Annotated in this window: 21 protein-coding genes and 1 riboswitch; of the genes, 15 read left to right on the top strand and 6 right to left on the bottom strand. The window is 61.0% G+C overall.

The window, feature by feature from the left end; genetic code table 11:
* The first annotated feature begins 117 nt into the window (after positions 1 to 117).
* Positions 118 to 1074 (top strand): site-specific integrase, encoded by a 957-nt coding sequence (locus tag PSAKL28_RS13955; protein ID WP_371261973.1) that lies wholly within the window; start codon positions 118 to 120, stop codon positions 1072 to 1074.
* Positions 1075 to 1266: 192 nt separating this feature from the next.
* On the opposite strand, the gene PSAKL28_RS13950 is transcribed toward PSAKL28_RS13955, so the two are convergent.
* On the bottom strand, positions 1267 to 2094 hold the full coding sequence (locus PSAKL28_RS13950) for a hypothetical protein (RefSeq protein ID WP_157687030.1): 828 nt from the start codon (positions 2092 to 2094) through the stop codon (positions 1267 to 1269).
* A gap of 261 nt (positions 2095 to 2355) precedes the next feature.
* Here PSAKL28_RS13950 and PSAKL28_RS13945 point away from each other — a divergent pair, with 261 nt between their 5' ends.
* A complete protein-coding gene (locus tag PSAKL28_RS13945; RefSeq protein ID WP_038611383.1) occupies positions 2356 to 3129 on the top strand; it encodes a hypothetical protein in 774 nt (257 codons plus the stop codon).
* Between the two features lie 385 nt (positions 3130 to 3514).
* Positions 3515 to 3952: an acyl-CoA thioesterase gene (locus PSAKL28_RS13940; RefSeq protein WP_038611380.1), complete on the top strand. Its 438-nt coding sequence runs from the start codon at positions 3515 to 3517 to the stop codon at positions 3950 to 3952.
* Between the two features lie 77 nt (positions 3953 to 4029).
* On the opposite strand, the gene PSAKL28_RS13935 is transcribed toward PSAKL28_RS13940, so the two are convergent.
* Entirely contained in the window at positions 4030 to 4332 is a 303-nt protein-coding gene (locus tag PSAKL28_RS13935; RefSeq protein WP_038611377.1) for a DUF3077 domain-containing protein, read from the bottom strand.
* Positions 4333 to 4773: 441 nt separating this feature from the next.
* On the opposite strand from PSAKL28_RS13935, the gene PSAKL28_RS13930 reads away from it, so the two are divergent.
* Both PSAKL28_RS13930 and PSAKL28_RS13925 read left to right on the top strand, forming a co-directional pair.
* Positions 4774 to 6081 carry a hypothetical protein gene (locus tag PSAKL28_RS13930; RefSeq protein ID WP_038611374.1) on the top strand — a complete coding sequence of 436 codons (1308 nt, stop codon included), beginning with the start codon at positions 4774 to 4776 and terminating at the stop codon, positions 6079 to 6081.
* A gap of 212 nt (positions 6082 to 6293) precedes the next feature.
* A complete protein-coding gene (locus tag PSAKL28_RS13925) occupies positions 6294 to 6578 on the top strand; it encodes a hypothetical protein (protein WP_038611371.1) in 285 nt (94 codons plus the stop codon).
* A 183-nt stretch (positions 6579 to 6761) separates the two neighbouring features.
* Here the strand turns inward: PSAKL28_RS13925 and PSAKL28_RS13920 are convergent, their stop codons facing one another.
* The 4 genes from PSAKL28_RS13920 to gspG all read right to left on the bottom strand — a co-directional run bounded on the left by PSAKL28_RS13920 (position 6762) and on the right by gspG (position 9930).
* A complete protein-coding gene (locus PSAKL28_RS13920; RefSeq protein ID WP_038611368.1) occupies positions 6762 to 7421 on the bottom strand; it encodes a TenA family protein in 660 nt (219 codons plus the stop codon).
* A 3-nt stretch (positions 7422 to 7424) separates the two neighbouring features.
* On the bottom strand, positions 7425 to 8072 hold the full coding sequence (locus PSAKL28_RS13915) for a TenA family protein (RefSeq protein WP_038611365.1): 648 nt from the start codon (positions 8070 to 8072) through the stop codon (positions 7425 to 7427).
* A gap of 79 nt (positions 8073 to 8151) precedes the next feature.
* Positions 8152 to 8266: riboswitch (TPP riboswitch) on the bottom strand.
* A 38-nt stretch (positions 8267 to 8304) separates the two neighbouring features.
* On the bottom strand, positions 8305 to 9492 hold the full coding sequence (locus PSAKL28_RS13910) for a type II secretion system F family protein (RefSeq protein ID WP_038611362.1): 1188 nt from the start codon (positions 9490 to 9492) through the stop codon (positions 8305 to 8307).
* Positions 9493 to 9507: 15 nt separating this feature from the next.
* Complete coding sequence (gspG, locus tag PSAKL28_RS13905; protein ID WP_038611359.1) at positions 9508 to 9930, bottom strand: type II secretion system major pseudopilin GspG; 423 nt, start codon at positions 9928 to 9930, stop codon at positions 9508 to 9510.
* 178 nt (positions 9931 to 10108) lie between these two features.
* On the opposite strand from gspG, the gene PSAKL28_RS13900 reads away from it, so the two are divergent.
* From PSAKL28_RS13900 to PSAKL28_RS13855, 10 genes are all read left to right on the top strand, one after another.
* A complete protein-coding gene (locus PSAKL28_RS13900) occupies positions 10109 to 10714 on the top strand; it encodes a lytic transglycosylase domain-containing protein (protein WP_038611356.1) in 606 nt (201 codons plus the stop codon).
* Between the two features lie 251 nt (positions 10715 to 10965).
* Positions 10966 to 16839 carry a manganese-oxidizing multicopper oxidase MnxG gene (gene mnxG / locus PSAKL28_RS13895; protein ID WP_038611353.1) on the top strand — a complete coding sequence of 1958 codons (5874 nt, stop codon included), beginning with the start codon at positions 10966 to 10968 and terminating at the stop codon, positions 16837 to 16839.
* A 17-nt stretch (positions 16840 to 16856) separates the two neighbouring features.
* A complete protein-coding gene (locus PSAKL28_RS13890) occupies positions 16857 to 18845 on the top strand; it encodes a cytochrome D1 domain-containing protein (RefSeq protein ID WP_038611350.1) in 1989 nt (662 codons plus the stop codon).
* Positions 18846 to 18847: 2 nt separating this feature from the next.
* Positions 18848 to 19507, top strand: a complete 660-nt coding sequence (locus PSAKL28_RS13885) for an SCO family protein (protein WP_096335706.1) — start codon at positions 18848 to 18850, stop codon at positions 19505 to 19507.
* Positions 19504 to 20172: an SCO family protein gene (locus PSAKL28_RS13880; protein WP_038611345.1), complete on the top strand. Its 669-nt coding sequence runs from the start codon at positions 19504 to 19506 to the stop codon at positions 20170 to 20172. The genes PSAKL28_RS13885 and PSAKL28_RS13880 overlap by 4 nt, the downstream gene beginning before the upstream one ends.
* 5 nt (positions 20173 to 20177) lie before the next feature.
* Complete coding sequence (locus PSAKL28_RS13875; protein ID WP_257011799.1) at positions 20178 to 21713, top strand: cytochrome c/ABC transporter substrate-binding protein; 1536 nt, start codon at positions 20178 to 20180, stop codon at positions 21711 to 21713.
* The gene (locus tag PSAKL28_RS13870; protein WP_038611342.1) at positions 21710 to 22354 is read left to right on the top strand and encodes a SurA N-terminal domain-containing protein; all 645 of its coding nucleotides are present in this window, start codon (positions 21710 to 21712) and stop codon (positions 22352 to 22354) included. The genes PSAKL28_RS13875 and PSAKL28_RS13870 overlap by 4 nt, the downstream gene beginning before the upstream one ends.
* Positions 22355 to 22583: 229 nt before the next feature.
* Entirely contained in the window at positions 22584 to 23117 is a 534-nt protein-coding gene (locus PSAKL28_RS13865) for a response regulator (RefSeq protein WP_038611340.1), read from the top strand.
* Positions 23118 to 23170: 53 nt separating this feature from the next.
* Entirely contained in the window at positions 23171 to 24874 is a 1704-nt protein-coding gene (locus PSAKL28_RS13860; protein ID WP_038611337.1) for a GspE/PulE family protein, read from the top strand.
* Positions 24855 to 25643: a hypothetical protein gene (locus tag PSAKL28_RS13855; protein WP_038611334.1), complete on the top strand. Its 789-nt coding sequence runs from the start codon at positions 24855 to 24857 to the stop codon at positions 25641 to 25643. The genes PSAKL28_RS13860 and PSAKL28_RS13855 overlap by 20 nt, the downstream gene beginning before the upstream one ends.
* Position 25644 lies beyond the last annotated feature (1 nt).

The raw sequence follows: 25644 nt of genomic DNA, 5'->3' as shown, positions 1-25644 counted from the left end.
GCCGGGGGCAGGGCACGCCATGATATTGCCTTCAATCGATCCGAACGGGTCGGATGAGGTACTATCGGCATCCGTACCGGGTGTAAATGGCTTGCCAATCAATGACCTGGTCATGACATGGGGCATTTGCCCCCAGCTTCGTTCTACAGGATTCCCGGTTTGTCCGATTCACTGCAAAACCCCCTGCTGCAATACCTCGCCCGCCTGGCGCCTTCCAGTCAGCTGACCATGAAGTACATCCTCCAGGATGCCGCCGACCGCCTGGATTTCGAGGATTGCGACATCAGCGATATACCTTGGCACCAGCTTGAACCTGGCCATGTCACCGCCTTGGTGGCGGCCTTGCGCGCCGATGGTTATGCGCCCAACACTTCGTCGCTGTACGTCAATGCGGTGCGTGGGGTGATGAACGAGGCCTGGCGTCTGGGCTTGATCAGCCAGGATCAGCTGCTGCGCATCCGCAGCGTCAAACCGACCCAGGGCACACGACTGGCCAGCGGGCGCAACCTCAAGCGCAGCCTGATCCGTGAACTGATGGACGCCTGCGCTGCCGACCCGCGCCCGCAGGGGTTGCGCGATGCGGCGGTGATCGCCTTGCTCTATGGCACCGGCATGCGCAAATCCGAATCGGTCAACCTCGACCTGAGCCAGGTCGATTTCCACGAGCGCAGCCTGCAGGTGCTGGGCAAGGGCAACAAGCAACTGATCAAATACGCGCCGACCTGGGCGTTCGACAAACTCAACGCCTGGCTGGCCTTTCGGCGCGAGCAATTGCCAGAAGGCCAGGCCGATGATGACTTCCTGTTCAACCGCATTCGCCGCGGCAGCCACATCACCCGCGAGCGCATCACCAAGCATGCGATCTACTACATTGCCCGTCAGCGCGGCACTCAGGTCGGGGTAAAGATCATGCCCCATGACTTCCGTCGCTCGTTCATCACCCGGGTGATCGAAGAGCACGACCTGTCGATTGCGCAGAAACTCGCACACCACAGCAACATCCAGACCACCGCCAACTACGACATGCGTGACGACAACGAGCGGCGCCGGGCAGTGGATCGCTACGACTATTAGCAACTGCTTTCCCTTATTGTGAAGCGTTTCGAGGTGCCCCACACCCCGCTGATATTGTGAGTTGACGCCCATATATGGGGCAACCCCGGTCATGTCAAAGCGCGCGGGCATTTGCCTGCTCTCTGTGTTTGAACTGCCCCTAAAGGTTGGATGGGTGTCCAGCTTTTAGGGCGCAGTTCAGTTTACAATGATTTATACAAACCAAAAGTCATCGAGCATGTAGGTAGTGTTCGAGCTTTCATGGAGGCGAGAGAATAAAATTTTCTTTATTTTCTTGCCTTTGCCACTAAGCCAGTTCCTGTGTAGCACCGAATTAGTACCGTGGTCTTTATCGACGTTAGATTCATCGCTGGCGTAAGCCCTGAAAAGTAAGCCCTTATTTACATCGCCGGAGGCTGAAAAGCTAAAGGCGAAGAGGCTGATTTCTGTATCAAATATGACCTCTAAGTTACTCCTGTTAGCTGTACTAATGGATTTGTTAGTAAGGCCATTATTGATGATGTTTGCACCGCCGCTTAGTACCTTGATTGTCATGCCTGGACGTTTGAGCTCTGTAAATGCCCCTAATGGAGCATCCTCAAAATCGTCATGAATCAGGCCTGGCCCCTGGCTTATCGGTCCGATTTTCAGGGCAAGCGGCTGGGACAAGCTTGGAACTCCATCCTTGATCACGATGTAGGTGATCTGCACAGACATTTCTGCGCTGGCAATCACAATATAGGCGGGAACCGCGATATCCAGCGGGTTGTTATTTCCTACTTTCGTAGGTAAGGACGACCATTGCGATGATTCATTCTCTCCTTCCCAGTTCACCACCACGGAGTCGTTGGCGTCCATCTCCGAATAGCTAATACGCACCGTTGCACCGAGCAGCGGGTTGAGGTTGCCGTCAGGGGCCTCAATCACCGTAGGTGGGGTATGCCTGGCTGATCCTTTGCCTCTTTTTGCAAATGCCTGTACCTGCGTCTTGTCGAACGGGTCAAATGGCGTTGCTGCCGGAGCTGGTGACGAAGAGTTCATTGTGAACACCCAATTGGTTGGAGGTCGCATCGGGATGTTCAACCTTTCACTAATTGTTGTCACCTGACAAAAATACCAGGGTGAAAGGCCTTGGGTGTTTGTTTCATGCTCGAAAGATAACTCGCCACTATCCTCGACAAGTAGGCAGGTATAAAAAACACGCTGCCACCTAGCATTTTTGTCAGTTACCTGAAGCTCTAGTTCTGCGCAGAATACCCAGTAGCACGCCAACCCTGCACCATTCACTTTCAGGAGCCGTACATGACCATCGCCAATGGACTCGGCCAGAATACTCAGGCCATCGTCGGCCTGCAGAACCTGATTCTAGATCCCGGCGAAGTTCCCAATGGGACCAACGCAAACATTCCCCAGTACCACGGCAAGGCGGTAGGCGACGTAATAACCTTTACCTGGCAAAGCGCAGCAGGTCCCAGTTTCACCACCACCATTCCCGTGAATGCAGGCAACGTCGGTGCTCCGATTCCAGTCAGGATCGCCTATGATCCGTACATCATCGGCAACCTCGATAACCGTGTGTCGGTGAGCTATGAGGTCAAGCGCAAGGACGGCCAAGACGCTAAGTCGCAGCCACTCTCGTTCCTGATCCAGTGGCAGCGGGGAAAGGAAGACTTCCAAGGAATTGCGCCCACAGAGCTGAGAGTGGGCCAAAATTTGACAACCCCCTTGGGCACTGTCATCAGGCTCCTATCTCAAGGTGGGGGTGACAAGGATTGCAAGATCGAAAATGGTCTGTTGAGGCTTACCTCCTCGTCACGCGTAAGGCTAACCATTGCCTTTCCCGCCAAGACCCTCAAAGCCTATACCATTAGCTCTGTCGACAGGCTTGGGGTTGCCAAAATAAGTTACTACAACGCGTCCAGTCACCTGGAAACGCTGCAAGTCGCCCGAGAGCAAGTCGCAGTTACAACGTACACTGCACCCGAGGGCGAAATGATCCACTACATAGAAGTAGATGGCGTACAAACTGGTCAGGGTTACGTGCTTATTAACGAGCTCGCGTGGGAGCTGAAATGACCAGGCTTAAAAACTTTCGAAGCAATTTGACACCCCACGGACAACAGCAAGAGCGAAGCGAAAATTTCAGTGCTCACTAGTTGGTCGCTTCCTGCAAACTGCTGGTTGAGCGTGCGGTATCGCAGCATGCTGATATCTAATGGCAAGTCTCTGGCGCTGACCAGCGATTAGTAAACTTTCACAGGTGTCGCCTTAGGCCCCCCCGCTTTTTCGACTGCTCCCCCCGGTCCGGGAGGGGGGGCTGCGCGGTAGCGAGTGTATATCGTGATAGCCCAGGCTCGTCTGCACACGAGCGGACACTATCAAAATACTCGTATGAGGTTTTTCCTATGCTTGCGACGGAATCCAGTACCAACCACAGTGCCGCCAATCCGCTGGAGGTGCTATGAGCGAGAAGGCCTACCGTCCCCGTCGCGAAGACTTTCGGCGTTTCTACACCCTCGGCACGCGCTGGGGTGACCATGACTCTTATGGGCATGTACAGAACGTCGTCTACTACTCATTCTTCGATTCGGCGATCAGCCAGTTCCTGGTGGCGCAGGGGACGCTGGATATCGACAGCAGCCCGGTCATCGGCCTGATTGTCGAGTCGAGCTGCACCTTCTTTTCGTCGATCACCTTTCCTGATCAGGTGACCGTGGGCCTGCGTATTGCGCACCTGGGTAGCAGCAGTGCCCGTTATGAACTGGGGATCTTCCGCAATGACGAGGCTGAAGTGTCAGCGCTTGGTTACGTTGTCTATGTGTATGTAGACCGGGCCAGCAACAAGTCGACCGCCATTCCTGAATTGGTGCGTGCTGAATTGCGTAAGTTGACTGACTAGCTGCGTCATCGCGGGGCAAGCCCGCTCCCACCGGGCTACCACCATCCCGGTGGGAGCGGGCTTGCCCCGCGATGCTTTTAAAGCGGATTCAACTCGCCATCCTCAAGGGCATCGAGCAGAGCCTCAGCCAGCCCCTTGGCCATCTCCACCGAATGCAGGGTGGACCAGAGAAAGCCCTTGGATGATTCATCGATTCCATCGAAAGCCTTGTTGCCCGTGTCATACGCGCAACGCAGGTACAGCGAGATATGCACCAGGGCGTCGTGCGGGGCGAGGCCGGCGTTGACGGAGAACAATTGCGGGTGACCGGCGGGGCAGTCGCCGAACGGTTTTTCGAGGGTGGGATAGAGCGAGGGTGGATCGGGGACAATCTTCTTCATGGCACAGCCTCACGAGATTGAACTACGACCGCTCGTTTCCACACGAAGGGTGGCAGTTGTACGCGGGGTGGAAAACCAGGTCGTGAGTAACCCCGGCAGGCCCTGAAGCCTCCCGCGCACAACTGCCATAACGACAGCACTCACGATATACCCGGGTTTCCACACCCGATCACTGAACCGACAGTGACCAAGCAAGCCTATTAGGGCTGGTTTCCCAGAGCAATCAGAAGGGCATCGACAGACCGCGTAGGTTATTTCCTAGGACCTGAAATGACCAGACTTAAAATCTTTCGAAGCAATTTGACACCCCCCGCACCAAAGCAAGAGCGAAGCGGAAACTTGGTGCCACCTAGTATTTTTGTCAGTTACCGGATGCCCGGATTTTCCGCACACTACCCCGCAACACACTCGCACCGCGCTGATCACCTTCCGGAGCCCATCATGACCACGCTCAGTGAATCCCGAGCAGACAGCCGCATTGCTGAAGCCATAGTCGGCCTCAAAAACTTTATCCTCGATCCTGACGAGGTTCGCAACGGGACCAAGGCCAACATCCCCCAGTACCCGGGCAAGACCGAGGGCGATTCAATAACCCTCAGGTGGCTAGGCGGTGCTGGCTTCAATTTCACCATCAAAGTTGAAGTCGATAAGAGTAACGTCGGATTTCCAATTGCCATCCATATCGACTATGAGCCGTACATCATTGGCAACCTTGATACCAGCGTATCGGTGACCTATGAGGTCACACGCAAGAGCGGCAGGGTCGACACGTCGCCGGCACTGACGTTCCGGATCGAGCGCCAACAGGGGCTGATTCTGGATAAGCCTACGGTGAGAGAGGCGCTGGGCGGTACGCTCGATCCGAACAATGCGCGAAACGGCGCCACCGTGCGGGTTGACTATGTCGGTATGTTGGCAACCGATATCCTGGCCGTGGACTGGCGCGGTGAAGGTGTAGCGGACTCACACCAAACCGAACAAAAAAATGGCAGCCTTTTCGGTTATGTCGACTTTGATATCCCGGTCTCCGTGGTCGCGGCCAGTCAGGGCAAGACTATCAGGGTGCTTTATGCCGTTATCCGCGGCGCCAACCCCGCCGTGCTGTCCCAGCCTTTGGAGCTACCGGTAAGTGTACTCGGCCAGCAACATTTGCCTGTGCCGGTGGTACCTCAGGCCAGCGGCGGCACGCTGGACCTCAGCCGTTTCGCGGGCGATGCCAGCGCCACGGTCGAGGCCTGGCCGTTGATTGCCCAAGGGCAGCGCTATTGGATCAGCGCGCAGGGCACATTGGTGGATGGTACCCCGCATACGTTCTACGTGGCGCGAGGGCAACTGGTCGGCGATTTGGTGGGTGTGACCGAAACCGTATTGCGCAGTGAACTTGAGCGCTTCAAGCATGAAAGCGCACTGAATGTGTTGGTCAAGGTGACGTTCGATGGCGTTACAGATGAAATTAAGGCATACCCGTTTCCGACTTTGGCACTCCAACTGTTCAACAGAATCTTCCTGGCGCCGACCGTGCCAGAAGCGACGAATGGGGTAATCAGAAATCGAGATGTCCCTGCGCATATCGTTGTACCCGCTTCAGTGGGATTACGCACTGGAGAGCAGGTGCGCGGGGTAACTGGCGATCTCTTCACCAGTGCTGTGCCAGTGAGTCGGCCTGGAGAGGAATTAAGGGTCCCAGTCCCAGTACAGCAACTTATGGCACTGGACCGTCAAGGTGTAAAAACTGGCAGTATGAGGTGATGGGTGAGGCCGAGTATAGCTCGGCGATAACACCGATAGCAGTACGACTAAACGGGTATGAAAATTGGAGCACTGTACCAGATCAATATCTCTATATTGGTCGTCCTGTAACTGTTGCTTCTCGGATTACACTTGAACTACTTCGTTCAGGCTCGGCTGGGGATCCGGCTGCTCTAACCAGCATACGGCCCAGTGGTATTAGGAGAATCCTATTGATTGAACAGTCAGCTAGAGTTAAATGGTCCTTCGATGGCACTGTCGACTACTTGAGGTTTCATGCTTACGGCGTTCAGGTTGGGGCCCCGACAATAGCGTTTTATGACGATTTGGGTTTGGTTGCTCAGCAACAATTACCTCTTGTTCATGAGCAAACCTTCGAATATACCGCTCCTGCCGGAAGAAATATTCGCTGGGCAGAGATTACCGCTTCACACCTCGATTACTCTTTTGCGATTTACGATGTGAGTTGGCGTTACGCAGACATTGCCATTCGTTAAAACATCATGGATGCAACCGATGTGTACAGGCGTTTGCTAAAAGGGAATCGTTGTAAGAAAGGGGGCTTAGTGCCCCTTTCTTACAGCGGATAAGTCCACAGCGATCAAAGCCTGCACTAATGCGGCGGAGTAGTATCAGCTAGAAAGCGTCGACTGCATCGCTGGCAATGCCAGCTCCTACAGTCAAACAGCATCCAACCCCATCTGCCAAAAATCTGCTTCCAGCCGCGAAGCCTGGGCAAACACCTTGACCAGCTCAGCAAACCGCCGCTCAGTCATCGTCCGCGCGGCCAGATCATCCAGATGCGCCCGCGCTGCCGTAGCAACACCCTGATACCCAGCGCCAGCATACTCGGCAATCCAGTCCCGATACGGATGATCCCCCAGCGCATCGACCCCTTGCGGCGTCAGGTTACGCCCAATCTCGGCATAACCGATCACACAGGGCGCCAACGCCACATGTAGATCCAGCAGATCCCCAGCCGCCCCGCAGTCCAGCACAAAGCGCGTATAGGCAACCGTCGCCTGATGCTCCGGCGTCGCGGCCAGGTCCTCAGGCGCCAAGCCCCAACGCTGGCACAAGCGCACATGCAACTCGGTCTCATCGAGAATCGCCGCCAACCCTGCCTGCGCCGCGCGGATATCGTCCAGCGTGCGGCTCTTGTAGGCGGCCAGCGCCCAGGAACGGGCGAACTGGATCAGGAACAGGTAATCCTGCACCAGGTACTTGCGAAACGCCGGCTGGGCGAGGGTGCCCGCGCCCATCTGACGGACGAAGTCGTGGTCGACGTAACTGTTCCAGTCGGCAGCGGCGGCCTGTTTCAGGCGGTCAAAGATGTCCATGGCTTATCCCTTGATATCGTAAGCAGCGTCGAAAAAGGCGTGTTCCAGCGCAACTGCACGCAGGAAGAAATCGGTACTGATCTGCGCTTGCGCCGGCCCCACCCGGTCCAGTTCCGCACGTAGAAACGCCACGAAGCTCTGGAAGTCCGGATTGTCGTGCAGGGTGATCCACTCAGCATGCTCGAAACGCGGAGGCAGTTGCTTTGGCGCGCGCAGGGCCCAATCCAGATACAAGCCTTCGGCAACGTTCAGCACCGCCAGGGCCGCAGCATAGGAACGGGTGGCCGCCGCCTCACGCATGATCGCCTTGAAGCCCGCGGTCGGCACTGAATCGGGTGCCTCAAGGCGTTGCGCCTCAGTGACCCCGAGCGCCTCGAAGGCGCGCAGGAAGTAGGTGTTCTCCTCACCCGAAATCACCCCGGTGAAGCGCCCCAGGCGGATACGCGCCTCGAAGGTGTCGGCACTGGCAATGGCCGCGCCGAGCAAGGTCAGGAAGGCGTCAATGAAGCGGTGGTCCTGGATCAGGTAATTGACCAGCACCGCATCGTCGAGGGTGCCGTCGAGCAGTTCGTTAACGAAACGGTGCTCGATCGATTGCGTCCAGCTCGGCTCACTCTGGCGGCGAAGGGTATCGGTGAAGCGTTCGGTCATTGGGCTGTCCTCAAAGATGGCGACAGCGAGACCGGGTAAAGCTGACATGGGCGGCCTCGCAGTGAGACCGGCAAAAAGGCAGGTTGGCAATCCCCATCCCTTCGCCGGCATGATCCGGATCAGGTTCGAAGGGTCACCGCGCTGCAGCTGTCAGCGGTTTCTCAGCCCGTTGCCGGGCTCCCCTTGGTGGCCGAATCTATACAGCAAGCGGGCAGGATTGTCACGTTGGCTGCTAGTGAATGCTGGAAGCCAACTCGAAGATCGGCATGTACATCAGGATCACGATCAAGCCGATCAACAGGCCGATGAATGTCATCAGCAAGGGTTCGAACAGACGCACGAACCACTCGATCCAGCGGCTGATTTCTTCGTCGTAGAAGTCGGCGCTGCGCTCCATCATCTGCCCGAGATTGCCCGATTGCTCGCCAGCCCGCAGCAAGCGCAGGGACACCGGCGTCACCAGTTGCCCGGCCTCCAGCGCCGCCGACAATGACAGGCCTTCGCGCACCCGCTCACAGGCATGTTCCAGGCGTTGCTTGGCAGCGACGCCGAGCAGGCCGCGGGCCATTTCCATGGCGGTGAGAATCGGGATGCCGCCTTGCAGCAGGATCCCCAGCGAGCGGTAGAAACGCGCCAGTTCATACATCACCAGGCGCCGGTGCAGGGCAGGCAGGCGCTCCATCTGGCGGTTCAGCCAGCGCCGTACCCGGGGATCACGGCGCAGTACAAACAAACCCGCCATCGAGCCGAGAAAGCCCAGGCCCAGCGGAGCCTGGTGAGCATGCAGGAACATCCCGGCCTGCATCAGCCAGCGCGACAGCCACGGCAGTTCGGTGCCCAGGCCTTCGAACACCAGGCTGAAGCGCGGCACCACATAGCCGAGCAGAAACAGCACCACGCCACCGCCGACCAGCAACAGCAGCAATGGATAGATCGAGGCGCTGACGATCTTCTGCCGCACTTCGTCCATGCGCTTGCGATAAGCGACGTAGCGCCCCAGGGCATCCCCCAGCGCGCCGGTCTTCTCGCTCGACTGTACCAGGGCGATATACAGCGCCGGGAACACGCTGGGTAATTGCCCCAAAGCCTGGGAGAAGGATTTGCCTTCATAGAGCAGGCGCACCAACTCGCCGAGGGTCTTGCGCGCCTGTGGCGCCGACTCTTTTTCCGCCAGGCTTTCCAGCGCATCGATCAGCGGCAGGCCGGCATTGAGCAGGGTGGTCAGCTCCTGGCTGAACAGCACCAGGTCGAAGGTTTCTGCGCGCCGCCATCGCAACTTCGCAAAGCGCTCGCAGTTACGCACGCTGACCACCCGCAAGCCTTGTTGCTCGGCCTGCAGGCGGGCCTGGCCGGCGTCCTGGGCGTCCAGCGTGAGCAGGACCACACCGGATTTCCCCAATGCCTTGAGCTCGTAGCGCATGTGTCGATCCTCCGCTTATTGCCAGCTGGTGATCTCGGCGTTCTCGCCGTCGCCGCCAGGCTGGCCGTCCTTGCCCATGGAGAGCAGGTCGTACTCGCCGTTTTCACCGGGTTGGCGGTAGATGTAGTTACGCCCCCAAGGGTCCTGAGGGACTTTTTTCTGCAGGTAAGGGCCAGACCAGCGGCTCTCATCGCTGGGCGCGGTGACCAGCGCCTGCAGGCCTTGCTCGGAATTGGGGTAATGCCCCACTTCCAGGCGATACAGGTCCAGCGCCTTGCTCAAGCCTTCAATCTGCGCCCTGGCCACCTTGGCCTCCGAGCGTCCCAACTGACTGAAGTACTTGGGGGCAACGATGCCGGCAAGCAGACCCAGTACCACCAACACCACCAGCAGTTCGAGCAGGGTGAACCCTTGTTGCGAGTACTTTTTTTTGTTCATGACAAGGCCCTCCGTAGTGCGCCTGCAAGGGCTTATGCAATTGCCGTGCGCGTCTGCGCCGAGCCTTTGCGCCACGGGCCCGGCAAGGCGGCACAGTGCTTGCGTCAGTGGATAAAAGCCTCGGCAATCGGGGCATATCCCCCACTTTTCGGGGAACGCAAACGGGGAGGGCGTGACGATGCACTGGCTCACTGCAGGACTCTTTGTATGGCTGGCGTGGACCCACCAGGTCCAGGCCGATGTGTATATCTCCATCAAGACCGACGGCAGCTACGTGCTGTCCAACGTCCACCGACCGGGTCGCACCTATCAACGGGTGATCAGCGAACCCGGGGTAAGCCTGGCCGGCAGCGGCCAGGCGCAACTGATCACCGGTATGCCCTATGCCGAGCTGGTGGCGGCGGCGGCCGAGGCCAACGACTTGCCGGCGGCACTGCTGCATGCGGTGATCCAGGCCGAGTCGCGCTACAACCCCAATGCGCGCTCGCCCAGTGGCGCGGTCGGGCTGATGCAACTGATGCCTGACACCGCGCGGGAATTAGGGGTGAAGAACTCGCTGGACCCGGCCTCGAACCTGCAGGGTGGGGCACGCTACCTCAAACGCATGCTGAATCTCTTCGATAACGACATCACTCTCGCCGTGGCCGCCTATAACGCCGGCCCTGATGCGGTGATGCGCCGTGGTCGGGTGGTGCCGCCTTATGCCGAGACCCAGCGTTATGTGCCGAAAGTGCTGCGTCAGTACCGGCGCTTGCAGGGCTTGGCCATGGATGCGCCGCTATGAACGCTCGGAAGACCCGGTGGGAGCGGGCTTGCCCCGCGATTGCGGGCTGTCAGCCACATCAGATCGCGGGGCAAGCCCGCTCCCACCCACACACCCACAGAGGCACCCCCGAATAGTGGGGAATAGCGGGGGATAACCCCCAATTGAGATTCATTCAGTAGTTTAAGTGACTGAAAAACAACAATAAAAAACAATGGCACGAGGCTTGCTCATGCCTCTCCAGAGTCCACTTGCACCACCCGAGGCACGCCATGATGACTCCGATCAAAGGCTCAGTCCTGACTTCACTGCTGATCACCGCCGCCACCTTTGGCTGGCACACCGTCAGCGAAGCCGCCGTGCGCTGCGAGCGCAATCTGGTGGCCAACGTGGTGGCGCTCGATCAGCCACTGATGTTCAACCGCCTCGGTGCGCAAAATGCCAACGGCATGATGTTCGCCCTGCGCCGCGATGTAGTCGACGTGAACCAGGTGTCTCTGGACAACGGCGGCGCCGCAGTGCCGGGCCAGGTCACCCTGCGCCCGGACAAGCGGCCGCGGCCGATCGTGCTGCGGGTAGCGGCCGGTGACTGTCTTACCGTGAACCTGCAGAACCTGCTGGCCTACCAGGCCAACCCGAACAAGCACGGTATCGATCACGAAGAAGAAATCGAAGGCGAAGAGAACGAAGCCGAGGAAAACGAAGGTGCCGAAGGTAATGAAGCCGGTGGCGAGCACGGTTTCGTGGTTGATGACCAAGTCACCGACCGCCATGTCGGTTTTCAGGTCAATGGCATGCAGGCGGTCAACAGCATCGGCGACATTGCCGCCAACACCGGCCGTAACGGCAACTTCCTGATCGCTCCCGGTGGCACCCGCAGCTACACCTTGTACGCCGAGCGCGAAGGTGCGTTCGCCGCCACCAGCCAGGGCGCCACTTTCGGTGGTCAGGGCGGTGCCGGCAACGTCGCCAACGGCTTGTTTGGCCAGGTGGTGGTGCTGCCGAAATATGCCCGCACCTACCGCAACACCCTGACCGAAGAAGAGATGCGCCTGGCCACCACTGGCCGTGCACCGACCGGTCAGCCGATCGTCGACTACCAGGCGCGCTATCCACAGCGCGAACCCTGGATCCGCGAAGGCAAGGCCGGTTCGCCGATCATTGCCATGGTCGATGGCAACGAGATCATCAACAGCGAAACCGACGCGGTGGTCATGGGCCCGAATGCCGATGGCAGCTTCCCGCCCTCGACGTACCCGCTGGAAAGCATCGGCAAGCGCAATCCGGCGATACCCAATCGCCTGGAGCCGTTTCGCGACTTTGCCGCGCAGTTCACCGATGAGGCCGCCGCCACCCAGGCGTTCCCCGGTTATTGGGCTGACCCGGTAATGGGGCATGTGCTGGAGCCGACACGCGACTCGTTCATGATCAACTACGGTTCCGGCGGCATGGGTGCAGAAGTGGTGGCCAACCGCCTGGGCGTGGGGCCGATGCATGACTGCCTGTCATGCGCCTACGAGGAGTTTTTCCTCAGTTCGCACACGGTGGGCGACGTGGCCATGCTGGTGGACGTGCCAGCCAACGTCGGCCTTGAGAATATTCGCCCAGGGCAGACGCCGAGCGCCGACCAGGTCGGGGTCAAGGCCAGCATGGCGCTGTTCCCGGCAGAACCTGCCAACGTCAACCACAGCTACATTGGTGACTTCGTCAAATTCCGCAATACCCACAATGGTCATGAACAGCACATCTTCCACCTGCACGGGCACCAGTGGCTGTTCAACCCCAACGACGACAACTCCGATTATGTTGATGCCCAAGGCATTGGCCCAGGCGTCGGTTACACCTATGAAATCGCCAACGGCGGCTCGGGCAACCGCAACCGCGTAGCGGGCGATGCGATCTATCACTGCCACTTCTATCCGCACTTCGCCCAGGGCATGTGGAGCATGTGGCGGGTGCACGACGTGTTCGAAGAGGGCACCCGGCTTGAAGTCTCAAACCAGGGCGCGGACGGTTATCACACCGCGCCGTATGCCCTGCGTAGCGGTAAACCCGCCGCTGGCGCTCGTGCCTTGCCAGATGGGGAAATCATCGCTGGCACCCCGATTCCGGCAATTGTTCCGCTGCCAGGCAAGGCCATGGCGCCGATGCCCGGTAAAGTTGCGGTGATTCCTAAACTGGCTGAAACCCTGGTCGCTGCAAACGATGATGACGACGAGGAGGAAGGCGATGACGATTCCGGCCAGCATGATGCTGCACCTCGGGCGGTCGGTTCGGTGGCATTGGTTGACCGTACCGACGCCAACCGTAATCTCGATGGCAGCCTGAAAAACCCCGGCTATCCGTTCTGGATTGGCGGCATTGAAAGCACCGTGGGCCAGCGTCCGCCGACCCCGCCGCTGGATATGCTCGACCCGGACAAGGCACGAGAGCTGAAAAAAACCGGCAAGGCCCTGTGGGCCAACCTTGATCCGGCCCAGGTCGGCGGTTGGGACGGCGGCTTGCCACGCCATGCACTGGACGGTATCTCGGCCGGTGGTGAAGTTGACGTGACCACCACTGCGCTGGACTTCACCAAGCAGATCACCAAGGCCAAAGCGGTGTTCCTGCCGGAAGAGGGCACCGATGTCGAACAGGCCGCGATGAGCTTCCATTCCAAGCTCGAACACCCCAGCTACGCGGTATTGCCGGGCAACCAGACCGTGGCGCGCAACTTCCGCACCAATGGCGCGGCGCCTACTGCCGGCGCGCCGTTCTTCGAACCGTGCATGGATGACCGTGCCAAGCGCCTGACCCTGGCCGCCGGCGTCGGTGAATTCAACAGCGGCGAGCGCCTCGATGGCATGAGCTTCACCGGCTCCTCGACCTTTACCGCCGACCGCCCACGGATCTACAAGGGCGCCAACATCCAGTTCGACGCGGTCTACAACAAGGTCGGCTACCACTTCCCGCAGGCGCGCATCATTGCCCTCTGGGAAGACGCCTGGTCGGTGATCAACAAGCAGCGCCCACCAGAGCCACTGGTGATGCGCATGAACACCTTTGACTGTGTGATGTACCAGCACACCAACCTGATTCCATCGTTCTACGAGATGGATGACTATCAGGTGCGCACGCCGACCGATGTCATCGGCCAGCATATCCACCTGCCAAAATGGGACCTGACCGCGGCGGATGGTTCGGCCAACGGCTGGAACTACGAAGACGGCATTCTCTCGCCCGGCACCGTGGTCGAACGCATCCACGCCATTCGCGAGTACAACAAATGCTCCAGCGGTGACCTGCGCGAAGGCAGCGCCGAGTGCCCTGTGGCCAAACCGCATCCGTACTTCGGCCGCTACGGGCGCGCGGACTGGATGGGCGCCCGCACCGCGATGCAACGCTGGTTCGCCGACCCGGTGGTCAATGTGCACAACGTCGACCGTGGCCTGGGGACCATTTTCACCCACGACCACCTCGGCCCATCGACACACCAGCAACTGGGCCTGTACGCCACCGTACTGGCCGAGCCAGCCGGTTCGACCTGGTTCCACGCCGAAACCGGCGAGCAACTGTACAACCCGGCGCTGCGTGAAGACGGCGGGCCGACCTCGTGGCAAGCCGTGGTGAAAACCGGCGACCACGACGGTGACGGTCGCAACGACAGCTATCGCGAGTTCTTCCTGGAGTACAGCGACTTCCAGCATGCCTACGAGGCTGGGGTGTATGTCGGTGCCGGTCCTGACGGTATTCCCAATGGACAGGCGTTCCCGGCAACCGCTGATACCTTCCGCTTTGCGATCAACCCGCCTGTGCGGCAGAAAGCCTCGAACTTGCTAGAAGCAGTGGTCGAGTCCCGCGGTGGCCTGTTCCCGGGATGCCCGTCGCGGCCTTGCCCGCAAGCGATCTCGGTGGATGACCCGGGCATGTTCGTCGTCAACTACCGTAACGAACCGCTGGCCCTGCGCGTATACGACCCCTACAAGGTCGCACCGGACGGCAAGCGCGGCATGCAGGCCGACGGCTACGGTGGTGACCTGGCGTTCGCCATGCAGAGCCGTACCGACCGTGCCATCCCGGCGATGAATATGTCGCCAGCGGCAATCACCTCGGCGGTTGGCCCCACTGGCGGCACTACGCTGTTCCCGCCGCACATCAACAAGGCGGGCGCCGAACCTGGGGACCCGTTCACGCCGATGTTGCGTACGTATTCCGGTGACAACGTGCGTCTGCGCATGCATGCCGGTGGCCATGAAGAGGAACACAACGTGACCCTGCATGGCGTCAAATGGCTGCAGAACGGCTCGGGCTTCGGCAACAGCTCCAACTCGGGGTGGAAGGCCTCGCAGATGGTGGGCATTTCCGAGCAGCTGGGGTTCATGGCGCCGGTATCGATGATCTCCAGTTCGGCGGCGCCCAACGGTGATTACCTGTACTCGCTCGATGCCGCCCACGAAGGCTACTGGAACGGTATCTGGGGGGTGATGCGCAACTACACCAGCAGCCGCAACGACCTGTTCGCCTTGCCGAACAACCCAATGCCCATGGCGGCGCGCAACACCGTGGCGTTTGACGGTATCTGCCCGCGCTACACCACCAACGCCAACGGTATTGGCACCCGGCCAACCGTGCAGCGCAGCTATGAAATAGTCGCGGCCCTGGCCAACGACATCCTCAGCAATCCGCTTGGAGTGAGCATCAATGACCCAAGTGGCGTTGGTCAGCACGTCGGCGGCCCGCTGAAGGCCGATGGCGGTACCCTGGTCTACAACAGCCGGCGCACCAGCATCCCGCAGGTGACGGTGACCGACCCCGAAGATGGCGAGACTTTCACCATCGGTGGCCACGCCGGTCCGCTGCATGACCCGACCGCGATCCTCTATGTGCGCAAGGCCGATCTCGACCCAGTCAGCGGCAAACTCAAGCCCGGCGTGCCGATCGAGCCGCTGGTACTGCGAGCCGCTGCCGGCGACTGCCTGAAAGTCACCCTGGAAAACCGCCTGCCGATGGTGATGACGGACCTGCCGAGCACCGCGGTGATGCAGAACGTGGTCAAGCGTGACCGTCAGGGCAGCGAAGGTTCGACCGCCTTCAACAACAACCTGATGCGTCCGTCCAGCCATGTCGGCCTGCATACCCAACTGCTGGCCTATGACATCACCAAGTCGGACGGCGTCAACGTCGGCCAGAACCCGGTGCAGACTGTACCGCCACGCACCGGCAGCAGTGGTGCCTACCCGAGCAAGGTGTTCCAGTACTACGCCGGGCACCTGGAGCGTGAAGGCAAGCCGGTGATGCAGACGGGGCGTTCGGTGGACAACATCAACACCACGGCCATCGAGTTCGGCGGCCTCAACATCACTCCGGCCGACGTCATCAAACAGGGGCAGAAGGGCCTGATCGGTGGCATGAGCATCCTGCCGCAGACCGCTACCTGGACCGAAGACAGCGCCAGCCGTGCCTCGGCCACCGTGCAGGTGCCCGGGCAGCCGGCCTATCGCGACTTCGCCACCCTCTGGCAGCGGGCGCTGAACATGCGCTGGGCCGATGGCCGGCCGGTGGAAGGTATCGCCACTGAAGGCAATGGCGTACCGGGGGACCCGAAAGACAACTCCAACATGGCCATCAACTACAAGACCGAGCCACTGTGGTTCCGCTTCGGCCTGGCCCCGGATGCACCGTTCGGGCATGCCGATGGCAATGGCTGGGCGGATGTACCCAACGCCCATATGGCGTACAGCAACGCCCTGGTTGGCGGCGACCCGCAAACCCCGGTGCTGTGGGCCAAGCCGGGCCAGCCGTTCCGCAACCATGTGCTGATGCCTACCGGTGGCAGCCGCGGCATTACGTACCAGCTCGATGGCCACCTGTGGCCGCTGCATAACTACCAGGCTGAGAAGTCTGATGTCAGCGGCTACCCTTTGAACTTGCCAGGTATCGGCTCGGTGCGCTTCGGCTACAACCCGCAAGCGATGTTCATCGGCGCCCAGGAAAGCGTACTGCCGGCTGCGCACTTCAGCTTCATGGTGCCCAGTGCCGGGGGCAGCAACGCCGTACCCGGTGACTATCTGTTCCGCGACTATGCTGCCTACGGCAATGCCTCGGGACTGTGGGGGCTGCTGCGGGTCAGCGAAGAGGCACCACCGACCACAGCGCCAGCGCAGTAAGGGAAGGGGGAGAGGTCATGAACAAGAAAAATAGACCGTTGTACCTGGGCCTGATGGCAGGTTTGACGCTGATCGGCCTGGGGGTCAGTTACGAGAGCTTGTGGTGCGACCCGCGCAGCGAGTTGGGCGGTGTGGCCGAGAGCGATCCGCAGGCACTGCACCGGCTCAGCCGCGACGGTGTCACCGTCGAGTTCGAAGCCCGGCCATTGGGCAGCGATGGGGTGCTTACCGAGGGGGCGTTTGCCAGTGTGCGTTTCAAAGTCACCGACCAGAACAGTGGCCAACCCCTGTCGGGCGTATCCCCTGGCGCCTGGCTGGACCCGGCGCTGACCGGCGACGCCGCCAAGGACCGTAACAAAAGCTGCAAGGCACGGGTGGCGCTGTTTCTCAAAAGCAGCATCGGCGCGCGGCCGTTGCTCGACCTCAACAGCTACTTTTTGCTGGTGCTGAACAAGGATGCCAGCCTGACCGTGATCGATCCGTCGGTCTCGGTCGGCGGGGTCACCAGCACCCTGGCGCGCATCGAGCTGCCTGGCGTGCCCATGGACTGGGTCGCCAGCAACGACGACAAACAGGTGTTCGTGTCGATGCCCGAGCGCGATGAAGTGGCGTTGATCGACACTGAGACCTTCCAGCGTGTGGGCAACATCGCAGCCGGCAAACAGCCGCTGCGGGTGGCCTTGCAGCCGGACCAGCGCCTGCTGTGGGTCGGCAACAACGCCAGCGATCCGGCACACAGTGGCGTTACGGTGATTGATGTCAGCAGCCGCAAGGCCATGAAGTTCTTTGCCACCGGTAGCGGTCATCACGAGATCGCCTTCAGTGCCGACTCGCGCTACGCCTTTGTCAGCAACCGCGACAGCGGCACCTTGAGTGTGATCGATGCCAGCGAAATGCGCCTGGTGAAAACCCTCAAGGTCGGCTCGCATCCACTGTCGGTGGCCTATTCGGCGCTGTCACAGGCGGTTTATGTGGCCGACGGACGCGACGGCAGCATCAGTGTGATCGATGCCCGCAGCCATGAGCTGCGCCACCGGATCGAGGGTAAGCAAGGCCTGGGGCCGATGCGCTTCAGCAGCGACGGGCGCTTCGGCATCGTCCTCAATACCCTGGAAAGCCAGGCGCTGGTGATCGACGCCAGTACCGACCGGTTGATCCACAGCCTGCCGGTAGCCGCCGAACCCTACCAGCTGACCTTTACCAAGGCCTATGCCTACATCCGCGGGCTGGCTTCGCCGAAGGTCACCATGGTTAACCTGAGCAGCCTCGGCGAGGGCCGCCAGCCGATCGTCCAGGGCTTCGAAGCCGGACCTGCCGCACCGCGCCAGGCGGGTGACCTGCCACTGGCGCAAGGCTTGACTGCGGCGCGTGATGAGAACTCGGTGTTCGTGGTCAACCCGGTGGACAACACCACCTACTTCTATGCCGAAGGCATGAACGCACCGATGTCCGGTTACGCCAACCGCGGCCACAATGCCCGCGCGGCCTTGGTCGTCGACCGCAGCCTGCGCGAAGTGGCGCCGGGGGTCTACAGCTCGACCATCAAACTGCCTGCTGCCGGCACCTTCGATGTGGCTTTCCTGCTCAACCAGCCGCAGATCATTCACTGCTTCAGCACCGAGGTGGCCGCTTCATCCACCGCACCGCACCGGTTGCTGCCGCAGGTGGAGTTCATGCTTGAACCCAAGGTGGCAGTGCAGGGCAGCCCGTTCACCGCGCGCTTTCGGATCGTCGAAGGTAATGGCAGCCCGCGCAACGGCATCAAGGATCTGAGTGTGCGCTACTTCCTGGCACCGTCGTCACGGGCCCGTGACAGCCGCGTGCATGAGGTCGGCGATGGCGTCTATGAGGCACCGCTGGAGCTGGCTGAGGCCGGAGCCTGGTATTTGCATGTGCAAGCGCCGTCGCTGGGCAGCGCCTTTGCCGAGAAAAACTACACCAGTCTGCGGGTACTGCCTGCCGCGGCTCAACAAGCGTCCGATTCGGGATCAAGGAGTGTGCGATGAAAATGCTCGATCGCTGCAGACTGTTCAGCCTCTGCCTGTTGGCCGCCAGTTGTGGTTTCGCCCAGGCCCATGGCGGTGTCGATCACGGCAGCCATGATGACCACAGTGGCCACACCGCACCCGCCGCTCACCAGGAAAAGACCTCGGTGCGCTTTGCCGATGTCCAGCTGCTGGACCAGAACGGCATGCCGGTACGCCTGGAGAAGGACCTGGTGGCCGACCGCCTGGTAGTCATGGGCTTTATCTACACCAGTTGCACCACGGTGTGCCCGGTGGTGTCCTCGATCATGGCCAAGGTGCAAAAACAACTGGGCGGACGGGTCGGCGATGAAGTGCAGCTGGTGTCGATCAGCGTTGACCCGCAGCGCGATGACTCCAAGCGCCTGCAGGACTACGCCAAGGCCTTCCAGGTCGGGCCGGGCTGGAGCTGGCTGACCGGCTCGCCTTACGCGGTCAATGAAACCCTCAAGGGCCTGGGTAGTTTCAGTGCCAACCTCAGCGAGCATCCGCCGCTGATCCTTGTCGGCGACGGTCGTAGCGGCAAGTGGACGCGGTTCTACGGCTTTACCGATCCAGCGCTGCTGGTCAGCGAAATCGATCGTCTCAGTGCCCGTCGTGTACATGCCAAGCACACGGCCATCGCCCAGGAGGTGCAACCATGAGCGCCGCTACTGCGCGCAAATCGCCGATGCGCACGGTCGACTGGCTGAGCCTGGTAGCCTGCCTGTGGATCTTGAGCTCGGTGGCGTTTGCCCACGAAGGGCATGGCCCCCAAGCCAGCCCCAGTCCAAGCCCTGGCGCCAGCGCCGTCACACCGACCGCGGGCACCCATGATGCCCAGACCTACTTCACCGACAGCCTGGTGCAGGACCAGAACGGTCGCAGCCTGCGCTTCTACAGCGATGTGCTGAAGGACCGGGTGGTGCTGCTCAATGTCATCTTCACCCACTGCAACGATGCCTGCCCATTGATCACTCGCAAGTTGCGCGAGGTGCGCGAAGCCATGGGGGAGGAGGCGGCGAGCAAAGTGACCTTCGTATCCTTGAGCAGCGACCCTACCAACGACACACCGCAAGTGCTCAAGGCATTCGCCGAAAAACAAGGTGTTGACGGCCCCAACTGGCTGTTCCTGACCGGTGACAAGGCGCAGATGGACCTGGTGCTGATGCGTCTTGGTCACCTGATCCCCAGCCCCGAGCAACATTCCACTCAACTGATCGCTGGCGACGTGGCCAACAAACGCTGGAGCAAGATCCGCCCCGACGCACCGCCCGTGGCTATTGCCCAGCGCCTGCAACTGCTGTCTGAACCGATGGCCGGGCGTTGAACATCATGACGAGTGCCCTGCGTACCGGGACCTTGCTGCTGATGCTGATCGCCAGCAGCCTTGCCCAGGCCCTGGACCTGACACCGGCGGAACTGGCAGGCAAACGTTTGTACCGCGAGGGCCTGTCGAGCAGCGACGCCCAGGTATCGGCACGGGTCGGTGCCGCCGACATGCTGGTGCCGGCCAGCGTTGTGCCCTGTGGCAGTTGCCACGGTGCCGATGGTTTGGGGCGCGCCGAGGGCGGGGTACGCCCACCGCCGCTGAACTGGCAACGCCTGGCGCTCGGGCAGGGATTACGCAGCAGCAATGGCCGGGCCTATCCGGCCTACACCGAGTCGAGCCTGGCGCGAGCGATTCAGCAAGGCCGCGACCCGGCGGGCAACCGTCTGGATCCGGCGATGCCACGCTTCGTTTTGAGCATGGCCGACCAGCGCAACCTCACGGCCTACCTCAAGCGTCTGGCCGATGATCGCGATCCTGGTGTGGAGGCGCAGACCCTGCGCCTGGGTACGATGCTGCCGGGCGAAGGTGCTCTGGCTGGGCCGGCACGGGTGGTGGCGGCAGTGCTTGAAGACCAGATCAAGCAACTCAACCAGCAAGGCGGTATTCATGGCCGCCAGTTGCAGTTGATCAACGTCGATCCCGGACCCGATCTGGCCAGCGCCGAGCGGGCGCTCACACAGATGCTCGAACAGGAGCAGGTGTTCGCCTTGATTGCGCCGCTGGCACCCGCGCTGGATGCGACGCTGGCCTCCCGCCTGGAGCAGGCCCGTATGCCGATGATTGGTACGGCGCCGTTACTGACCGGCAGTACCCAGATCTTCGACCCATTACCGGGGCTGGATGAACAATTGCTCAGCCTGGCCGACTATGCCCAGAGCAACCTGATGTTGCAGCAGGCCGGTACGCAGATAGTCTATGTCGACCCGGCTCAGGCGAGCCTCGCCCGGCACCTTGAGCAGCAACTGCAAAACCGCGGCTGGCGTGAGGTCAAGGCCCGGGCCCTGACCGAGCAGGCGCCAGAGGGGCAGGCGCTGTTCTTTCTTGGCCAGGGCGAAGATTTCGCCCGCCTGACTACACAATTGCAGCAGGTCGGTCGCACGCCCTACCTGTTTGCCGCCGCCAATCAGGTCTCCAGCCAGTTGCCGCAAGTGCCTGACGCCTGGTCGCGGCGGGTGTTTCTGGCCTATCCCTTCGTACCCGATGACTGGACGCCAGCGGGGCGTCAAACGCTGAGCGACATGCGCCGACGCCAAGGGCTGGATGGTCGCCAGGGTGTTTTGCAGGTCAGCACCTGGTGTGCCGTGCAACTGCTCGGTGACGCGCTCAAGCGCGTCGGGCGTGATGCCAGCCGCGAAAAGCTGATCCAGGCACTGGAGGGCCTGCACGATGTGCAAACTGGCCTTACACCGCCACTGAGCTTTGGTCCGGGCCGCCGCCAGGGGCTGGCCGGGGCTCATGTGGTGACCCTGGAAATGCCCGGCCCGGTGTTTTATCCGGTGGCTGCCTATCGTCCTGTCGCGGAGGTGAATGCGCCATGAAGCTGCTCACTCTATTGCTATGCCTGGTAGCGCTGCAGGTGCAGGCCCAGGAGGGACCGCCGGCAGCCCAGGTCAACGGCGTGGCGATCAGCCAGATGCGTCTGGAGCGCTATTTTACCGACTACCTGCAAGCCCAGGGTCGGGCCCTGACCAGCATTCGCAACCCCAGCGTGTACAAGCGCTTGCGTGAGCAGGCGCTCAACGACCTGATCGACAAGGAACTGCTCTGGCAGGAAGCCCAGCGCCAGGGCATCAAAATCAGTGACAGTGAGGTGGACGCGCAGATCGACCAACTGCGTCAGGCGCTGGGCACGGGCAAAAGCTTTGAGCAGCGCCTGGCCGATGCCGGTTTCGACAGCGACAGCTTTGCCGACTACACCCGCCATGAACTGGCTGCGCAGCAGGTATTCATGCAGGCCTCTCAGGTGCCGGAGCCCGATACGGCCGAAGTCCGCGCTTTCTACCTGGCAAATGCGAATTCTTTGCAACAGGCACAGAACCAAAGTGCTACTACCTCTGTCGAAGATGAGCAGGGGCTGGAACTGGCAAGACGTCTACTGATCGATCAGCAACAGTCGCAAGCGCGTCACGCCTTGCTGCAGCGTCTGCGTGACGCCGGGCAGGTGCAGCGACTTGACTGACGACTCATCTGCCCCCCAATGTTGGGGATACCAGTGGAGGCAAAACGCCAGCCGGCCCCCAGGATTGGGGGAGGGGCCTTGGCCCATTTGCGTCTACTCTTAAAGAATCAACGACATAGCACATTGATAAGCGGTGTTTCTGGTTTGGCACGAAGCATGCGTAAGCCTATACAAGGTCGCACTTCGCCAGACCGGGAAACCGGGCCTGTGGTGCTTGAAGGAGTCGATCTTGGTTAACACAGTATTGGTAGTCGATGACGAACAGACCCTTGCGGGCAATATCCAGGCTTACCTGGATGCGCAAGGCCTGAACGTCCATGTTGCCTACGACGGAGTCAGTGCCATCGGTGAAGCCGAGCGCACCCAACCCGACGTGATAGTGCTCGATTATCGCTTGCCCGACATGGAGGGGTTTCAGGTACTGGAGGCTGTACGCAAGAACAGGAACTGCCATTTCGTGCTGATCACTGCCCACCCGACCGCCGAGGTCCGTGAGCGTGCCAACCAGCTGGGCGTCAGTCATATCCTGTTCAAGCCTTTTCCGCTGGCGGAACTGGCCCGTGCAGTCAACGACCTGATGGGCATCAAGCGAGAGACCGGGAGCGAGGGCAACACGGACACAGGGTTCGTCGAACGGCGCCAGAGCAGGAGTGAGAGTTTCCCCCTGCAGTTGTTCGACGGTAGTTGGGTCCTGGCAGATCGCCGACGTAAAGGTGAGAGGCAGGCGGAACCAGACGACGATCAACTGCTCACCGGGGAATAACGCGCGAGCAAACCTGAACATGGCTTGCCGCGCCCCGCGCTGGAGAGCAAGTCATGGAAACCGTGTCGCTCGCTGTTGTCTCCCCCCAGGAATGCGTCCCCGCAGCCCTCGGGCGTGAATTGCTGGCCCAGGCACGCGTCACCGCCGAACAGAGCGCAGAGCGCCTGCTCGATACTCTGCAACGTTTGAGTGGCCTGAGCCCTGCCGAGTTTGTCTGCCGTCTGGGCGCCACCCTGCATTACCCCGTACTGGACAGCCAGGCGCTGTTCGCCGCCACGCCACTGTTCGACCGGGTCAGCCTGGCCCAATGCCTGAAGCGCGAATTCCTCTTCCTCGAACATGACGGCCAGGCCCTGGGCGTGTTCGCCGACCCCTTCGACACTGCACGCCTGGCCTGGATCGATGACTGCCTGCAAGGTGCACCGCTGTACCTAGTCGAGGCCGCCGACCTGGCCGGCTTCCTTGCCCGTCACGAAGAAAGCTTTAACGCCGTCGATTCGCTGGACACCGAAAGCGAAGCCGTCAACGAACTCGACACCCTGCAAAGCCTGTCGCTGGCTAGCATCAGCGAAGACCAGAGCCGGGTGGTCAAACTGGTCAACTCGACCCTCTATGACGCCCTGAAGATGCACGCCAGCGACATCCACCTGGGGGTGACCGGTACTGGCCTGGTGATCAAATACCGCATCGATGGGGTGCTCAACAGTATCAGCAAGGTCAGCGGCAGCGAGTTCGCCGAACAGGTGATCTCGCGGATCAAGGTCATGGCCGAGCTGGACATCGGTGAAAAGCGCGTCCCTCAGGACGGTCGCTTCAAGATCGGTATCAGCGCCCGCCAGATCGACTTTCGTGTCTCGATCATGCCGAGCATTTTTGGTGAAGACGCGGTGCTGCGGGTGCTCGACAAACAGGACCTGGCCGATCGTGTCAGCGGCGTCCAGCTGCAAGCCCTGGGTTTTGAGGACCAGACCCTGCGCAGCCTGCGCCGCCTGGCCAACGAGCCTTACGGCATGATCCTGGTTACCGGCCCCACCGGCAGCGGCAAGACCACCACCCTCTACGCCATGATCAGCGAGATCAACCACGGCGTGGACAAGATCATCACCATCGAAGACCCGGTTGAATATCAACTGCCGGGGGTGCTGCAGATTCCGGTCAACGAGAAAAAAGGCCTGACCTTCGCCCGCGGCCTGCGCTCGATCCTGCGCCATGACCCGGACAAGATCATGGTCGGCGAGATCCGTGACCCGGACACCGCACAGATCGCCGTGCAGTCGGCGCTGACCGGGCATCTGGTGTTCACCACCATCCACGCCAACAACGTCTTCGATGTAATCGGTCGCTTCAGCCAGATGCAGGTCGACCCCTACAGCTTCGTTTCCGCGCTCAACGCGGTGCTGGCCCAGCGCCTGATTCGCCTGGTCTGCCCACACTGCGCCAGCCCCCACCAGCCCAGTGATGAAGAGCTCAGCCTTTCCGGCCTGGAAGCGGGGCAGGTGGACCACTACCGGTTTGTGCACGGCAGCGGTTGCGGCCAGTGCCGCGGCAGCGGTTATCGCGGGCGTACGGCGATCGCTGAACTGCTGCACCTGGACGATGAACTGCGGCAAATGATTGTTGAACGTCGGCCCCTGGCGCAGATCAGGGCCCTGGCCTGTCAACGCGGCCTGCGCCTGCTGCGCAGCTCGGCACTGGAACTGGTGCGCGATGGCCGGACCACTCTGGAGGAGATCAATCGTGTCACATTTGTCGCCTGATCGTTTTATCGCCGTGCTCGGCGCCCAGGGAGTCGGCCTGTGCCAACGCCTGGGAACGGAACAACACTGGCTGGGCAGCCTGGGCTTTATCGCCGAGCGCAGCCAGGCCGCCACCCTGGCCCTGGATACGCTGCGCAGCCTGCTGGCTGACCATTCGTGCAAGGGCGGCGAACTGCAGCTGTTGCTGTCGGCGCAGTACTGCCGCTTCTGCCTGGTGCCCTGGAGCGCTGCCATCGGCCGCCCTGATGAGCTGCACCACTACGCCCGCGCCTGCTTCGAGGCCCACTACGGGCAGAGCCTGGATGGCTGGCGTCTGGTGGTGTCGCCGGAGGCCGCTGGCGCTGCGCGGATCGCCACGGCGGTGCCAGAGGCGTTGTTGCAACGGCTGCATGACCACTGCCGTGAGCTTGGTTTGCGCCTGCGCTCGGTACGTCCGTATCTGATGGCGGCCTATAACCGCTTTGCCGAACAGCTGGGGCAGAGCGACTTCCTCTTCGTGCTCGCCGAGCCTCAGCGCACGGTCTGTCTGCTGGCACAGAACGGCGTCTGGCAACAGATCAGTACCCAGGGTGGCAGTGACAGTGACGCCGCTCTGCAAGCACTGATCGCCCGCCAGTGCGAGCTCAATGCCCAGGACCGCGAACTGCCGGTGTTCCTGCATGCGCCGGGCCGTCAGGAGCAACCGCCGGCGCTGGACGGTGTGCAATTGTGCGAGCTGGGCGGCGACACAGCCGATGTGCTGTGCCGCATGACCCGGGCGGTGGCCTGAA

This window comes from Pseudomonas alkylphenolica, assembly GCF_000746525.1.
Lineage (GTDB): Bacteria > Pseudomonadota > Gammaproteobacteria > Pseudomonadales > Pseudomonadaceae > Aquipseudomonas > Aquipseudomonas alkylphenolica.
This window is presented reverse-complemented; position numbering and strand designations above follow the sequence as displayed.

Coding starts and splice junctions, on each gene's coding strand:
- PSAKL28_RS13955 (WP_371261973.1), top strand. CDS start 118: ATGGGGCATTTGCCCCCAGCTTCGTTCTACAGGATTCCCGGTTTGTCC.
- PSAKL28_RS13950 (WP_157687030.1), bottom strand. CDS start 2,094: ATGAACTCTTCGTCACCAGCTCCGGCAGCAACGCCATTTGACCCGTTC.
- PSAKL28_RS13945 (WP_038611383.1), top strand. CDS start 2,356: ATGACCATCGCCAATGGACTCGGCCAGAATACTCAGGCCATCGTCGGC.
- PSAKL28_RS13940 (WP_038611380.1), top strand. CDS start 3,515: ATGAGCGAGAAGGCCTACCGTCCCCGTCGCGAAGACTTTCGGCGTTTC.
- PSAKL28_RS13935 (WP_038611377.1), bottom strand. CDS start 4,332: ATGAAGAAGATTGTCCCCGATCCACCCTCGCTCTATCCCACCCTCGAA.
- PSAKL28_RS13930 (WP_038611374.1), top strand. CDS start 4,774: ATGACCACGCTCAGTGAATCCCGAGCAGACAGCCGCATTGCTGAAGCC.
- PSAKL28_RS13920 (WP_038611368.1), bottom strand. CDS start 7,421: ATGGACATCTTTGACCGCCTGAAACAGGCCGCCGCTGCCGACTGGAAC.
- PSAKL28_RS13915 (WP_038611365.1), bottom strand. CDS start 8,072: ATGACCGAACGCTTCACCGATACCCTTCGCCGCCAGAGTGAGCCGAGC.
- PSAKL28_RS13910 (WP_038611362.1), bottom strand. CDS start 9,492: ATGCGCTACGAGCTCAAGGCATTGGGGAAATCCGGTGTGGTCCTGCTC.
- gspG (WP_038611359.1), bottom strand. CDS start 9,930: ATGAACAAAAAAAAGTACTCGCAACAAGGGTTCACCCTGCTCGAACTG.
- PSAKL28_RS13900 (WP_038611356.1), top strand. CDS start 10,109: ATGCACTGGCTCACTGCAGGACTCTTTGTATGGCTGGCGTGGACCCAC.
- mnxG (WP_038611353.1), top strand. CDS start 10,966: ATGATGACTCCGATCAAAGGCTCAGTCCTGACTTCACTGCTGATCACC.
- PSAKL28_RS13890 (WP_038611350.1), top strand. CDS start 16,857: ATGAACAAGAAAAATAGACCGTTGTACCTGGGCCTGATGGCAGGTTTG.
- PSAKL28_RS13885 (WP_096335706.1), top strand. CDS start 18,848: ATGCTCGATCGCTGCAGACTGTTCAGCCTCTGCCTGTTGGCCGCCAGT.
- PSAKL28_RS13880 (WP_038611345.1), top strand. CDS start 19,504: ATGAGCGCCGCTACTGCGCGCAAATCGCCGATGCGCACGGTCGACTGG.
- PSAKL28_RS13875 (WP_257011799.1), top strand. CDS start 20,178: ATGACGAGTGCCCTGCGTACCGGGACCTTGCTGCTGATGCTGATCGCC.
- PSAKL28_RS13870 (WP_038611342.1), top strand. CDS start 21,710: ATGAAGCTGCTCACTCTATTGCTATGCCTGGTAGCGCTGCAGGTGCAG.
- PSAKL28_RS13860 (WP_038611337.1), top strand. CDS start 23,171: ATGGAAACCGTGTCGCTCGCTGTTGTCTCCCCCCAGGAATGCGTCCCC.